Annotated in this window: 15 protein-coding genes and 2 tRNA genes; 7 read left to right on the top strand and 10 right to left on the bottom strand. The window is 73.5% G+C overall.

Translation table 11 applies throughout. From position 1 onward, the window contains the following. Positions 1–25: 25 nt before the first annotated feature. A tRNA-His gene (locus tag G7072_RS04700) sits at positions 26–98 on the top strand. Between the two features lie 72 nt (positions 99–170). Here G7072_RS04700 and G7072_RS04695 read toward each other — a convergent pair. Both G7072_RS04695 and G7072_RS04690 read right to left on the bottom strand, forming a co-directional pair. Then, positions 171–824 carry a response regulator transcription factor gene (locus G7072_RS04695; protein ID WP_166084476.1) on the bottom strand — a complete coding sequence of 218 codons (654 nt, stop codon included), beginning with the start codon at positions 822–824 and terminating at the stop codon, positions 171–173. 158 nt (positions 825–982) lie between these two features. Continuing rightward, positions 983–1369: an ATP-binding protein gene (locus tag G7072_RS04690; RefSeq protein ID WP_166084475.1), complete on the bottom strand. Its 387-nt coding sequence runs from the start codon at positions 1367–1369 to the stop codon at positions 983–985. 182 nt (positions 1370–1551) lie between these two features. On the opposite strand from G7072_RS04690, the gene G7072_RS04685 reads away from it, so the two are divergent. Next, on the top strand, positions 1552–1950 hold the full coding sequence (locus tag G7072_RS04685) for a hypothetical protein (RefSeq protein ID WP_166084474.1): 399 nt from the start codon (positions 1552–1554) through the stop codon (positions 1948–1950). Positions 1951–2325: 375 nt separating this feature from the next. Here G7072_RS04685 and G7072_RS04680 read toward each other — a convergent pair whose 3' ends face one another. The 3 genes from G7072_RS04680 to G7072_RS04670 are packed head-to-tail and all read right to left on the bottom strand — an operon-like array spanning position 2326 to position 4406. Further along, positions 2326–2640 (bottom strand): hypothetical protein, encoded by a 315-nt coding sequence (locus tag G7072_RS04680; RefSeq protein WP_166084473.1) that lies wholly within the window; start codon positions 2638–2640, stop codon positions 2326–2328. Beyond that, complete coding sequence (locus G7072_RS04675) at positions 2637–3383, bottom strand: potassium channel family protein (protein WP_240917150.1); 747 nt, start codon at positions 3381–3383, stop codon at positions 2637–2639. The genes G7072_RS04680 and G7072_RS04675 overlap by 4 nt, the downstream gene beginning before the upstream one ends. Before the next feature lie 42 nt (positions 3384–3425). Next, complete coding sequence (locus G7072_RS04670; protein WP_166084472.1) at positions 3426–4406, bottom strand: pirin family protein; 981 nt, start codon at positions 4404–4406, stop codon at positions 3426–3428. 123 nt (positions 4407–4529) lie between these two features. Here G7072_RS04670 and G7072_RS04665 point away from each other — a divergent pair, with 123 nt between their 5' ends. Continuing rightward, on the top strand, positions 4530–6140 hold the full coding sequence (locus G7072_RS04665) for an NAD(P)/FAD-dependent oxidoreductase (RefSeq protein ID WP_166084471.1): 1611 nt from the start codon (positions 4530–4532) through the stop codon (positions 6138–6140). A gap of 8 nt (positions 6141–6148) precedes the next feature. Here G7072_RS04665 and G7072_RS04660 read toward each other — a convergent pair whose 3' ends face one another. Next, positions 6149–6934 carry an anti-sigma factor gene (locus G7072_RS04660; protein WP_166084469.1) on the bottom strand — a complete coding sequence of 262 codons (786 nt, stop codon included), beginning with the start codon at positions 6932–6934 and terminating at the stop codon, positions 6149–6151. After that, the gene (gene sigK / locus G7072_RS04655) at positions 6931–7512 is read right to left on the bottom strand and encodes an ECF RNA polymerase sigma factor SigK (RefSeq protein WP_166084468.1); all 582 of its coding nucleotides are present in this window, start codon (positions 7510–7512) and stop codon (positions 6931–6933) included. The genes G7072_RS04660 and sigK overlap by 4 nt, the downstream gene beginning before the upstream one ends. Before the next feature lie 148 nt (positions 7513–7660). Here sigK and G7072_RS04650 point away from each other — a divergent pair. From G7072_RS04650 to G7072_RS04640, 3 genes are all read left to right on the top strand, one after another. Next, a tRNA-Lys gene (locus tag G7072_RS04650) sits at positions 7661–7733 on the top strand. A 272-nt stretch (positions 7734–8005) separates the two neighbouring features. After that, positions 8006–8356 (top strand): STAS domain-containing protein, encoded by a 351-nt coding sequence (locus G7072_RS04645; protein WP_166084467.1) that lies wholly within the window; start codon positions 8006–8008, stop codon positions 8354–8356. A 187-nt stretch (positions 8357–8543) separates the two neighbouring features. Continuing rightward, positions 8544–9656 carry a GNAT family N-acetyltransferase gene (locus tag G7072_RS04640; protein WP_206063283.1) on the top strand — a complete coding sequence of 371 codons (1113 nt, stop codon included), beginning with the start codon at positions 8544–8546 and terminating at the stop codon, positions 9654–9656. 13 nt (positions 9657–9669) lie between these two features. Here the strand turns inward: G7072_RS04640 and G7072_RS04635 are convergent, their stop codons facing one another. Further along, positions 9670–10704 carry an aldo/keto reductase gene (locus G7072_RS04635; RefSeq protein WP_166084466.1) on the bottom strand — a complete coding sequence of 345 codons (1035 nt, stop codon included), beginning with the start codon at positions 10702–10704 and terminating at the stop codon, positions 9670–9672. Positions 10705–10713: 9 nt separating this feature from the next. Then, positions 10714–10896, bottom strand: coding sequence for a hypothetical protein (locus G7072_RS04630; RefSeq protein ID WP_166084465.1), 183 nt, complete (start codon positions 10894–10896; stop codon positions 10714–10716). Positions 10897–11031: 135 nt separating this feature from the next. Between G7072_RS04630 and G7072_RS04625 the strand changes: the two genes are divergently transcribed. Next, entirely contained in the window at positions 11032–12165 is a 1134-nt protein-coding gene (locus tag G7072_RS04625) for a DNA adenine methylase (protein WP_166084464.1), read from the top strand. Here the strand turns inward: G7072_RS04625 and G7072_RS04620 are convergent. After that, a complete protein-coding gene (locus G7072_RS04620) occupies positions 12128–12865 on the bottom strand; it encodes a glycerophosphodiester phosphodiesterase family protein (RefSeq protein ID WP_206063282.1) in 738 nt (245 codons plus the stop codon). The genes G7072_RS04625 and G7072_RS04620 overlap by 38 nt on opposite strands. Positions 12866–12881: the final 16 nt, after the last annotated feature.

Here is a 12881-nt window from a genome sequence, read left to right as displayed (position 1 = left end):
GCCTCCCCGCGACCGAGCCGACATGGTGGATGTAGCTCAGCTGGTAGAGCGCCGCGTTGTGGTCGCGGATGTCGCGGGTTCAAGTCCCGTCATTCACCCCGAGAAGAGCCCCAGGTCATCCGGCACGCCGGACGGCCTGGGGCTCGTTCTTTCTCTCGTCGGGGGCCGTCTCAGCGGGGCTGCTCGAGCAGCTTGGAGACGAAGACCGCGGCCTGGGTGCGGCGCTGCATGCCGAGCTTGGCCAGCACGCTCGTGACGTAGTTCTTGACCGTCTTCTCGGCCAGGAAGAGCTTCTCGCCGATCTGACGGTTGGTGAGGCCCTCGGCGATGAGGTCGAGGACGTGCCGCTCCTGCGGCGTGAGCTGGCGCAGCTCCTCGGGCTCGTGCGCGCCACCGTTGCGCAGCCGGTCCAGGACTCGCTGGGTGACGGCCGGGTCGAGCAGCGACTGCCCGTCGGCGACCTGACGGATGGCCTCGAGGAAGTCGACGCCGATGATCTGCTTGAGCAGGTAGCCCGCGGCACCGGCCATGATCGCCGCGAAGAGCGCCTCGTCGTCGTCGTACGACGTCAGGATGATGGCTCGGATCGAGGGGTCGACCGAGCGGACCGCACGGCACACCTCGACGCCCGTGCCGTCCGGCAGCCGCCCGTCGAGGATCGCGACGTCGGGCCGCAGAGCCGGGATCCGCGCCTGTGCGTCCTTGGCCGAGCCGGACTCCCCCACGACCTCGAAGTCGTCCTCGGCCTCGAAGAGGTCCTTCAGGCCGCGTCGGACGAGCTCGTGGTCGTCGAGGATGAAGACGCGGGTGCGGCGTGACTCCACGGGAGGCGTGAGCGGTGTGTCGGCTGGTTCGATACTGATAAGCACCCCTTCTGGGCAAGTGGGACGATCGTCTCAGAGTGGTCCGTCCACCCCATCACGTCAACTGCACGTCGGTGTGGACCGTTGGGCCGGGCCCTCGCGGACCGGTCGGCGCTGCCTCACGTCGCTGCTCCCCCGGGCCGTGCGCGGGTCTCGCCGAGCTCGAACCAGACCGCCTTGCCGGTGTCCGTCTGGACCACCCCCCATCGCGCGAGCAGGTCGAGCAGCGTGAGCCCGCGACCGGAGGTCGCCAGCGCGCCGTGCTCCCGCACCACAAGGTCGCGCGGCCCGCAGTCCGAGACCTCGATCCGCACCCCCATCCCCACGCTGACCGCGATCCGCACCGGCGACCGCCCGTGCAGCAGCGCGTTGGTGACCACCTCGCTGGTGAGCAGCGCCGCGTCGTCCGCGAGCTCGGGGTTCGCCGAGGTCGCCACGATCTCGCGCACGAGACGGCGCGCGGTCGACACGCTGGCCAGGCCGGTCGGCAGGGCGATGTCGAGCACGCGGACGCACAGGAGGTCCTCCTCGTGGAGCGGTGTGGGGCACCGGGACTGGTACCTGCCTCCCGTTCCCCGTGGCGGCCGATCGATGCGTCGCCAGCCCCGTCGATCCTGCGCTCGCGTCGTCGCCGGCCCCGCCTGCAGGGTGATGACGACGGCGTCGAGCGCCACTACGATGAAGGGTCATGAACGACTCCTCGGACGGTCGCGACGGGACCCTGCCTGACGAGCTGGAACGCCTCGCACACCTGGCCGTCACCTTCCTCGACCACGAACGACGCGTCCGCGTCGCCGTCCTCGACGCCGTCGACGCCGGGCACAGCCTGGAGGCGGTCTCCGAGGCCACCCGGCTGCCGCTGGCGCTGCTGCAGTACTGGACCGGCGCCGAGCCGGGCTACGACACCCGCGACCTGCCGCCCGGCGGCCAGAGCGAGGCCTCGGACCTGGCCGGCCGGACGGGCTCCGGGGGCAACGAGCTGAGCGACCAGCGCCGGCTGCGCACCGGCAGCCTGAGCCAGCGCGTCGCGGCGGCGGAGTCGAAGCAGGCGCGCGCCGACCACGGAGGCCCCGACCACGCACCGTGAGGTGCGTGGAGGAGTATCGACGACCGCCCGCCCGGCTCCGCCCGGCGGCCGGAGCGGGCGGCCTCGCGCCGGGTACCCACGACCAGCGCGGACATGCGTCTCCCCCGCCCGATAGATCGCCCTGGAGATCGCTAGTCTTCGTGGCTCGGGGTCGACCGAGCCGGGGAGACCCCATGACGTACGTCGACCTCCGCCCCGACCGTGTCCGCGAGGTCCAGGTCCTCGTCGGGGACACCTGGCTCGTCGGGGACCTCGAGGCCTACCGCCACGACGGCAACGGCTGGAGCGGCTTCGTCCGCTGGTCGGTGGGCCCGGGGCTCACCCACCTCGGCTGGCACCCGGAGGAACGCCTCCGCCCCGTGCGCACTGACGCGCTCAGTCCTCCGCAGGGGCCCGGCGTCGGCGGATCCAGTGGTGGAGGGCGAGGTTGATCCCGGCCGCCGCCACCACGAGCACGTCCCCGCTCCACACCGGCAGGTCGTCCACCGCGCCGCCCACCGCCGTCCCGGCCGCGATGAGCACGATCGACCACGGCATCCCGAGCAGCAGCAGGACGAGGTAGAAGCCGGCCGTCAGCGGGTCGGCCTCGGGTGAGTCACCGTGCGCGATGCCGGCCACCAGCAGACCGACGGTGGCCACCACCACCACGCCCAGGTGGATCCGCCAGGCGGTCGAGGGGCGGCGGCTCACCCGGGTCCCCGCTCGTCGAGGCGCCGGTGCAGGCGCTGGATCTCGGCGGTCAGGGTCGCGGTCTCGCGGGTCAGCTCCTCGAGGTCGCGCCGGGTCGCGGTCCGGTCCGCCTCGTCCTCCTCGGCCACCCGCTCGAGCAGCAACGAGGCCAGCGAAGCGGTGACGCTCCCGAGCAGGCCCACGCCGAAGAGCATCAGACCCACGGCGATGCAACGGCCCACGGTGGTGACCGGGTACTGGTCGCCGTACCCGACGGTGGTCATCGTCGTGAACGCCCACCAGACCGCGTCGCCGATCGAGGTGATGTTCGCCCCCGGTGCCTCACGCTCGGCGTCGAGCACGGCGAGGGAGGCGATGACCACGGCCAGCGACGACGCGGCGACGAGGTAGTAGCCGACCCTGCCGTGCAGGCTCTCCCCCAGCTTGCGGTCGAGGATCCGCAGTGCCCGCACCAGCCGCAGCAGCTGCAGCGGTCGCAGCAGCGGCAGGATCACGCTGGCGAGGTCGACGAGGTTGTCACGCACGAAGCGGCCCCGCTGCTCCGCCAGGGCGAGGCGCACCAGGAAGTCGACCGCGAAGAGCAGCCAGACCAGTCCCGCGACGGTGGCGCAGACGGCCACCCACCCCGACGACAGCGAGGGGTCGAGGATGGGCCAGGCGTAGGCCCCCAGGAACACCACCGCGGACGCCACCAGGGGCCAGGCGGTCACGTCCTCCCAGGCGGTACGTCGCTCGTCGCTCACCGGGCCAAGGATGCCCGAGCCGGGTCCCTCAGCCGCGGAGGCTCAGCCCTCGACCACGCGCGTCGGCGCCCCGTGCACCGGCGGGATCACGCCGAGGCGACCCTTCTGGTGGTCCTCGAAGGCCTGCATGACCTCGGCCTTGGTGTTCATCACGAAAGGACCGCCCCACGCGACGGGCTCGCGGATCGGCAGCCCGCCGATGACGACGAGCTCGACGTTCGGGTGGTGGGCGTCCTGGCGCTCCGCCGCCGCGACCTGGAGGAAGTCGCCGCGCCCGAGCACCGCGAGCTGCCCGGTCTCCAGCGGCCGGCGATCGGGACCGACCAGTCCGCTGCCGCCGAGCACGTAGACCAGGGCGTTGAAGTCGACCGACCACGGCAGGTCCAGGTGCGAGCCGGGGGCGAGGGTCGCGTGCACCATCGCCATCGGGGTGTACGTCGACCCGGGGCCGGCCACGCCGCCCACCTCACCGGCGATGACCCGCACCAGCGCGCCGGCGTCGGCGCTCGTGGTGAGGCCGAGCTGGGAGGACCGCAGGTCCTGGTAGCGCGGCTGCGCCCACTTCTGCGCCCGCGGCAGGTTGACCCACAGCTGCAGGCCGTGGAACATCCCGCCCTTCGCGACGAGCCACTCCGGCGGGGTCTCGATGTGCAGCAGGCCGGAGCCGGCGGTCATCCACTGGGTGTCGCCGTCGGTGATGGACCCGCCACCGCCCTCGGAGTCGTGGTGGTCCATGACGCCGTCGATCATGTAGGTGACGGTCTCGAAGCCGCGGTGCGGGTGCCAGGGCGTGCCCTTGGGCTCGCCGGGGGCGTACTCCACCTCGCCCATCTGGTCGAGGTGGATGAAGGGGTCGAGCAGGCGCAGGTCGACGCCGGCGAAGGCCCGACGTACGGGGAAACCCTCCCCCTCGTAGCCGCGCGGCGCGGTGGTCACCTGGAGCACCGGGCGGGCGGTGTCGCCCAGCGTGGGCGCCTGCAGGCGCGGCAGGGTGGTCAGGTCCTCGACGGTGACAGCGGGCACGACGTCCTCCTCGGATCGATCAGTTGACGCTTCAACCAGTATGCACCACGGGTTGTTCCCGCACCGCGCGTCTTCGCCCAGACCACCCGGACGGGCCCCTCGGACCTAGTACCTTGTGGCTCGATGACGGTCCCCACGCAGCAGTCACGCTACGACGTCGTCGTGGTCGGAGGCGGCCACAACGGTCTCGTCGCTGCGGGCTACCTCGCCCTCAGCGGCCTCTCCGTGCTGGTCCTCGAGCGGCTCGGCCAGGTCGGTGGCGCGGCCACCAGCCACCAGAGCTTCGCCGGCCTGCCGGTGCGGATGTCGACCTACGCCCACCGGGTCGGGCCCATGCCGCCCCGGATCCTGGAGGACCTCGGCGTCGAGGCCCCGTTGCGGGCCCGCCGGATGGCGGCCTACGTGCCGACGATCCGCGGCGGTCGCCACACCGGTCTCGTCATCGAGAGCAACCCCACCGGCATGACGGCCGACTCCTTCGCCCAGCTGACCGGCTCGGGCCGGGAGTACGAGAGCTGGACGGCCTTCCGCTCGCAGCTGGCGGCCGCGGGCGAGGCCCTGCGCCCCACCCTGCTGGAGCCGCTGCGCCCGGCCGCCGAGGTGCGCGAGCTGCTGGCCCCCGACGTGTGGGAGCTGCTCGCGGAGCGACCGCTCGGCGAGACCCTCGAGTCGCGCTTCGCCGACGACCTGGTGCGCGGCCTGGTCGCGACCGACGCCCTCATCGGCACCTTCGCCGACCTCAACGACCCCGAGCTGACCCCCAACCGCACCTTCCTGCAGCACGCCGTCATCGGCAGTGCCGGCGCCTGGTCGGTGCCGCTGGGCGGCATGGGGGCACTCACCGACCTGCTCGAGGGCGCCGTACGCCGGCACCGGGGCGAGATCGTGACCCGGGCCTTCGTCACGGCCGTGCGCACCGACGGGCGCGAGGCGCGCGTGACCTTCCGCCACGGCGGCGCCGAGCACACGGCCGACTGCTCCTACGTGCTCGGCAACGTGGCGCCCTGGGTGATGCGGCTGCTGCTCGGCGACAACCCCGGCCCGCGCCCGGAGGGCGCCCAGGTGCAGATCAACATGCTGCTGGAGAAGCTCCCCCGCCTGCGCAACCAGATGTCACCGCCGATGGCCTTCTCCGGCTCGTTCCACGTCGCCGAGGGCTACGAGCAGCTGCAGGAGGCCTACCTCGAGGCGCAGGAGGGCCTGATCCCGGAGATCCCGCCGGGCAACCTGTTCTGCCACACCCTCACCGACCCCTCGATCCTCGGGACGATGGCGGTCCACGGCAAGCACGCCTTCACCTACTTCGGTCTCCAGACCCCGGCCCGGCTGTTCTCAGGCCACGTCGAGCCCCAGCGCGACGAGCTCGTGCTGCGGATGCTCGACGCCGTCAACGTCCACCTCGAGGAGCCGCTGGAGACCCTGATCTCGCTGGACCGGCACGGCAACCCGTGCCTGCAGGCGCTCGCACCGCAGGACGTCGAGGCGGCCCTGGCCATGCCCGGCGGCCACGCGTTCCACGGCCCGCTGTCGTGGCCGTGGGACGACGAGGCGTCCGAGGCGGACGGCCCGACGGGAGCCGCGCACCGGTGGGGCGTGGCCGGGGCGGCCGACAACGTCCTCGTGTGCGGCGCCGGGTCGCGCCGTGGCGGCGCGGTCACCGGCGTCGGCGGGCACAACGCCGCGATGGCCGTGCTCGAGCTCACCGGTACGGCGCTGCCGACCGACGACGACTGACCGGAGGGTCAGACCTGCGTCGGGTCGACCTCCACGATCGGCTCGCTCGTCGGCTGCTCCGAGCCACCGGCCGGCTCGACCGTCACCGCGACCCGGGTGTCCGCGGCGGGCAGCCCCATCGCGGCACCGGTGGTGCCTTCGGTGAGGACGGCCGCGCTGACCATCGCGCCGTCGTGGACGGTCCAGAGCTGGTAGACGTGCTGCCGGTCCAGGGGCGGGAGCTCCCGGGCATCGACGGCCATCTGGTTGCGGCTCTCGGAGATGCCCACGGTGAGGGCGCCGCCGTTCTCGGTCGCGAACGTGTCGCGCCGCACGTCGTCGGCGTCGAAGACCCGCGCCGGACCGGCCGTCAGGTCCTCGGCGCCGTCGTCGAGCGACTGCACGACGGCCACGCCGCCGAGTGCCAGCGCCACGACGGCGGCCGCGGACGCCAGCATCGCCGGCCAGCGGCGACGCGTGAGGGGCACGACGGACGACGTCCGGTCGCCGTCGCCGGGACGCCCCGTCGTCTGCGTCGGCTGAGTCGGCTGAGTCGTCGGCGTCGCCGGTGTCACCGGACGGGCCGGCGGCTGCTGCGGGGTGCGGGCCGCGGCGTCCAGGACGCGGGAGCGCAGGCCCGGCGAGGGCGAGGACCACTGGGCCGCGCCCATCCGGGCGGCGGCGTCGCGCAGCTCCTCGACCTCCTCCCGGCAGGCCGGGCAGGCGGCGAGGTGGGCGCGGAACGTGTCGCGCTCCTCGCGGCTGAGGGCGTCGAGGGCATAGGCACCCGAGAGGGTGTGGACGTCGACGTTCATCGGGTGGCCTCCAGACAGTCACGCAGGCGGATCAGACCGTCCCGCATGCGGGTCTTGATGGTCGGAAGGGGCTTCTCGAGGATCGTGGCGACCTCGTTGTAGGTGTAGCCGTTGAAGTAGGCCAGCTGCACCGACTCCAGCTGGAGCTCGGTCAGGGACTCCAGGCAGCCCCGTACCTCCTGGTGCTCCTCGGTGCGCAGGACCGTGTCCGCGGGCTCGTCGTGACCGACCTCCTCGACGACCGCGTGGCCGTCGTACCGCTTCTGGGTCTCGTTGCGCCGGACGGCGTCGACGGCGCGGCGGTGGGCGATCGTCATGATCCAGGTCTTGGCCGACCCCCGGGCCCGGTCGAAGCTGGGGGCCTTGCGCCAGACGTCGAGGAAGACCTCCTGAGCGACGTCCTCGGCCCGGTTCGGGTCGCGCACGACCCGGCGGGCGACGCCGTACACGGAGGCGCCGAGGGCGTCGTAGAGACGCTCGAAGGCACCGGTGTCACCGCGCGCGACCTTGCCGACGAGGAGATCCACGTCGTTGGGCTCACGGGCGTGCACCAGGCGCAGGGTCGGCTCGGACGCCATGGGCACCCCTCTCTCGCAACCGGCAGCAGTCTGTCCTGTGTCGAGGGTAGTTCGCCGGACGGTCGCGTGCGGATTGGTCGGTCTCCGCACCTGCGCCACCTCGATTTCATCTGCCGCCGCGTCCGCTGGTACGGTTGGACCGCTTCACGCGCCAGTAGCTCAATTGGCAGAGCAGCTGACTCTTAATCAGCGGGTTGTAGGTTCAAGTCCTACCTGGCGTACCGCGGCCCCCGGGCCTCTCGCGACAAGGCTCCGTCCCCCGGGACGGGGCCTTTCGTGCGTCCGGACGAGCCTCGGCCGCCTCCGGGACCGATCCCACCCCAAAGGGTGAAGTTCTGCCCAGCCTCGGCGCGGGTCAAACCTGGTGACTGTGATTTCCCCACCTCAGGGCGTACCGTCACCAGAGTCGGGGTTTCTCGTGCGCGGCCAGCAAGGCGAGCGTCGATCCCGGAGAACATCAAGCGAGGCCACCCACGCCTCGGAGGCACCCTCTATGACCGGACCCACCACCCGCTCCACCAGCACCAGCACCGTCCCGTCCGCGCGACCTGTCGAGGTCGCCGTCGAGAAGCGTCCGTCCCACCTCCTCCTGCACGTCCGGGGCGAGGTCGACATCGCCACCCACGAACGACTCGCCGAGCACCTCGCCGCCGTCGACCTGAGCGGCGTCACCGCCGTCGACCTGCGCCTGGACGAGCTCGACTTCTGCGACTCCCACGGCGTGCGTCAGCTGCTCGCCTTCGCCCAGGACGCGCGCAGCGCCGGGTGCACCGTCACGCTCACCGACGCCCGCCCCCAGCTGGCCCGCCTCATCTCGCTGCTCGACGCCGCCCCGGCCGCCTGACCGCACACCTGGCGCTCCACCCGGCCACCCGGCCACCCGGCCACCCGGCCACCCGGCCACCCCGCCGGGTCCCTCGGGCCCCGTCGGGTCGCACCCGGCGGCCACCCGGCCACCCCGCCGGGTCCCTCGGGCCCCGTCGGGTCGCACCCGGCGGCCCCGGCGGTGACGCGTCGGCGACAATGACCGCGTGACCACGCCTCGCGACCTGCCTCCCCTGCCGACCGGGCTGCTGGCCCGCGAGCCCGCCGAGGACGACGTCGCCGCGCTGGCCACGCTGGTCGCGGCCCACCGCGACGCGGTGCGCGGCCAGGCGAAGGTCGACCAGCGCGCCGTCGCGGCAACGGTCACCGGCACCGGGTCGTGGACGCGGCGCCAGCTGCTCGTCGAGGACGCCGACGGACGGCTGCTGGGCTGGGTCGCGGTGCACGACCGCGCCGCCGGCCGCACCGGCATCGAGCTCACCTGCGCCCCGGTCCGCACCGGAGAGACGAGCGAGCAGGCGCACCGTGCCGAGCAGGCCGAGCAGGCCCAGGAGGCCGTCGACGCCGCGGCGGCCCACCTGCTCGCGTGGGCCCGGGAGGCGGCCGCCGGCACCGCACGGCTCCGCGGGCTGACCGCCACCCAGCTCGACGCCTACGCCGACGAGGCGGACGCCGACCAGCGCCGTCGGCTCGGGTCCGCCGGCTACCGGCACGTGCGGACGTGGATGAACATGACGCGCGGCACCGAGGACCTCGACGCCTTCGGCGAGGTCCGCGACGGCGTCGTCGTACGCCGCGTGGCGACCCACGAGAACGACCTGCCGGTCGCCGCCGACATCCAGGTGGTGCACCAGATGCTGGAGGAGTCGTTCGCCGACCACTTCAACTCCTACCGCGAGAGCTTCCCGGAGTTCCTCCAGCGCCTGCGCGAGGACCCCGGGCACCGGTGGGACCACTGGTGGGTCGCCGAGGTGGACGGCGAGCCGGGCGGCGCTCTCGTGAGCTCGGTGCTCACCCCCGACGAGCACGGCCGGGCCGGCAGCTACGTCGACTACATCGGCGTGCACCGCCGGGCCCGCGGCCGGGGCGTCGCCAAGGCCCTGCTCGGCACCGTGCTGCGCGACGCCGCGGAGCGCGGCCGCAACCGCGTCAACCTGGAGGTCGACGCCGACTCCCCCACCGGCGCCGACGGCCTCTACACCTCGCTGGGGTGGGCGGTCACCGAGCGGACCGAGTCGTGGCACGCCGACCTGGAGGTCGACCCGGAGGTCCCCGAGGCCGACCCGGAGGTCGGCCCGGAGGCCGGCACCGACGGCTGAGACGAGCGGCGACTCAGTCGCGCCCGCCGTCCAGGCGGCGCTCGCGCTGCGACACCCCCAGCGACCCGTAGGGGTAGTCGCCCACCCGCGGCCGGCTCGCGCGGTCCAGCCGGGACCGCTCGGCCTCGTCCAGCCGCAGGTCGACCGCGCGCAGGTTCGCGGCGACCTGCTCGACGGTGCGGGCGCCCAGGATCGTCGACGTGACACCCGGGCGGTCCGTGAGCCAGGACAGGGCGACCTCGGCCATGGAGACGCCGCGCTCCTCGGCCACGGCCTCCACCGTGGCCACCACGTCCCAGGTCTGCTCGGTGCCCCGCCGGTCCCACGCCTCCATGCCGCGGCCGGGGTCCTCGCCCAGCCGGGTGGCACCGGTCGGGCGCTGGTCGCGGCGGTACTTCCCGCTCAGCCAGCCGCCGCCGAGCGGGCCCCACGGCAGCATGCCCATCCCGGCGTCGAGGACGGCGGGCACGACCTCCCACTCGACCTCGCGCACGAGCAGCGAGTACTGCGGCTGCAGCGTGACCGGCTCGGCCAGGCCGAGGGACCGGGCGACGTGGACGGCCTTGGTGAGCTGCCACCCGGTGAAGTTGGACAAGCCGTAGTAGTGGATCTTGCCGGCGCGGACGAAGTCGTCGAGGGTGCGGAGCGTCTCCTCCAACGGGGTCCAGGCGTCGAACGCGTGCACCTGGTAGAGGTCGACGACGTCGACGCCGAGCCGTCCGAGCGAGGAGTCCAGGGCGCGGGTGAGGTGGCGGCGCGAGAGCCCGCTGGTGTTCGGCGCGCTGCCCATCGGAAAGCGACCCTTGGTCGCGAGCACCACCGCGTCCGTGACGTCGGCGGGCCGGGCCTGGCGCCATCGCCCGATGATCTCCTCCGACACCCCCGCCGAGTAGACGTCGGCGGTGTCGACGAGCGTGCCCCCCGCCTCGACGAAGGCGTCGAGCACGGCGTGGGACTCCGCCTCGTCGCTCTCGGCGCCGAAGGTCATGGTCCCCAGGGCGAGGGAGGACACGGCACAGCCGCTGCGGCCCAGTGGTCGGTAGCGCATGGGCCGAACCTAGCGCGGCGCCTCCGGCACCACCGGCGTCGCCGCCGGGAGCAGCTCGACCAGCGGCTCGTCGGGCGCCAGGACGACCGTGTCGAGCTCCGGCTCGACCAGTCGCAGCGCGTAGATCTCGGCGTACAACCGGAACACGTCCCCGCAGCGCCCCTGCACCGCGCCGGTCACGTCCTCGACCATCGACCCCTCTTCTCTCCCGCCCGAGGCGGGACTTTGGTCCCGCACTGCCCATGCTGCCGTAGTCCGGTCCCCCGTGCGTGTCGCGGACCGAAGTGGCGCGAAGGTCTGACCGTTCGGCTGGTCTAGGGTCACCGAGTGATCAAGTACCTGGGATCGAAGCGCAAGCTGGTCCCGGTGCTGGGGGCGCTGGCGGAGGCGACCGGCGCCCGCACCGCGGTGGACCTCTTCACCGGCACCACCCGGGTCGCCCAGGAGCTCAAGCGGCGCGGGCTGCACACCACGGCCGTCGACCTGGCCAGCTACAGCGCCGTGCTCAGCGACTGCTTCGTGGCCACCGACGCCGCGACGGTCGACACCGACGAGCTCGCCGACGCGCTCGCCGAGCTGGACGCGCTGCCGGGACGTCGCGGCTACTTCACCGCCACCTTCTGCGAGCAGTCGCGGTTCCTGCGGCCGGAGAACGGCGCACGGGTGGACGCCATCCGCGAGGCCGTCGAGGACCGCTGGGGCGACTCCCCGCTGCGCCCCCTGCTCCTCACGAGCCTGTTGATGGCCGCCGACCGCGTCGACTCCACCACCGGGGTGCAGATGGCCTACCTGAAGAGCTGGGCGCCGCGGGCGCAGCGCACGCTGACCCTGCGTGCGCCCGTGCTGCTGCCGGGGGTGGGCCGCACGGTGCAGGACGACGCCGTCTCGGCGGTGGCCACGCTGGGCCCGGTCGACCTCATGTACCTCGACCCGCCGTACAACCACCACCGCTACTTCACCAACTACCACGTGTGGGAGACGCTGGTGCGCTGGGACGCCCCCGAGCACTACGGCGTGGCCTGCAAGCGCGTCGACGCCCGCGAGGAGTCCACCCGCAGCGTCTTCAACCGCAAGGCCGACATGCCCGCCGCCCTCGACGCGCTGATCCGGTCCGCGCGCGCGGACGTCGTGGTGGTCTCCTACAACGACGAGTCCTGGATCACCCCGGAGCAGATGACCCGCTCGCTGCGCGACGCCGGGCACGAGCGCGTCGGCGTGCTGGCCTTCGACAGCAAGCGGTACGTCGGGGCGCAGATCGGCATCCACGGGCCCGACGGCTCCAAGGTCGGCCGGGTCTCGCACCTGCGGAACACCGAGCTGGTCTTCGTCGCCGGTGACGCCGCGCGGGTCGAGGCGGCCCTGGCCGCGGGCGCGGCGGCCCGGCCCCTCGAGGCTCCGCCGCAGCAGCCCGGCCCGCGCCCGCTCAGCGCTGTCGGAGGAACACGTCCGGTCGGTTCGTGATGACCCCGTCGACCCCGGCCCGCAGCGCCCGGCGCATCGCGAAGCGGTGGTCGACGGTCCAGGTCAGGCACCGCATGCCGTTGGCGTGGACCGCCTCGACGTAGCCGGCGTCGAGGGCCGCGTGGTGCGGGTTGACCTGTCCCGCCCAGGTGCCGAGCGCCGGCAGGTGCTCGCGGGGCGGCAGCCCGAGGACGCCGACGACGAGCCGGGGGCAGCGCGCCTTGAGCTCCTTGACCGCGGCGACGTCGAACGACTGCACCACCACGCGGGAGAGGTCGACGACGCCGGTGGCGTGCGCCCGGGTCAGCTCCGCGGCGAGGTCGGCGACGATGCCGGGGTGCCGCTCGGGCAGCTTGAGCTCCACGAGCAGCCGCAACCCGGCTCGGGCGCCGACCACGGCCAGCGTCTCGGCCAGCGTCGGCACCGCCTCGCCGGCGAACTCCGGGCTCTTCCAGCTCCCCGCGTCGAGGCGGCGCACCTCGGCCAGGGTCAGGCTGCCGACCGACCAGGGCCCGCGCCCCCGCAGCCGCGTCGCGGCGTCGGTGGTGCGCCCGAGCCCGGCGTCGTGCAGGAGCACCAGCGCGCCGTCGCGGGTGCGCTGCAGGTCGACCTCGACCGCGTCGGCTCCCAGGTCGGCGGCCAGCCGCACGGCGGCCAGCGTGTTCTCCGGGGCGCGAGCGCTCGCTCCTCGGTGGGCCACGGCGAGCACCTGCTCG

The sequence above is a fragment of the Nocardioides sp. HDW12B genome, assembly GCF_011299595.1.
Lineage (GTDB): Bacteria > Actinomycetota > Actinomycetes > Propionibacteriales > Nocardioidaceae > Marmoricola_A.
The sequence above is the reverse complement of the archived record's forward strand: the minus strand, read 5'-3'. Positions and strand labels throughout refer to the sequence as shown.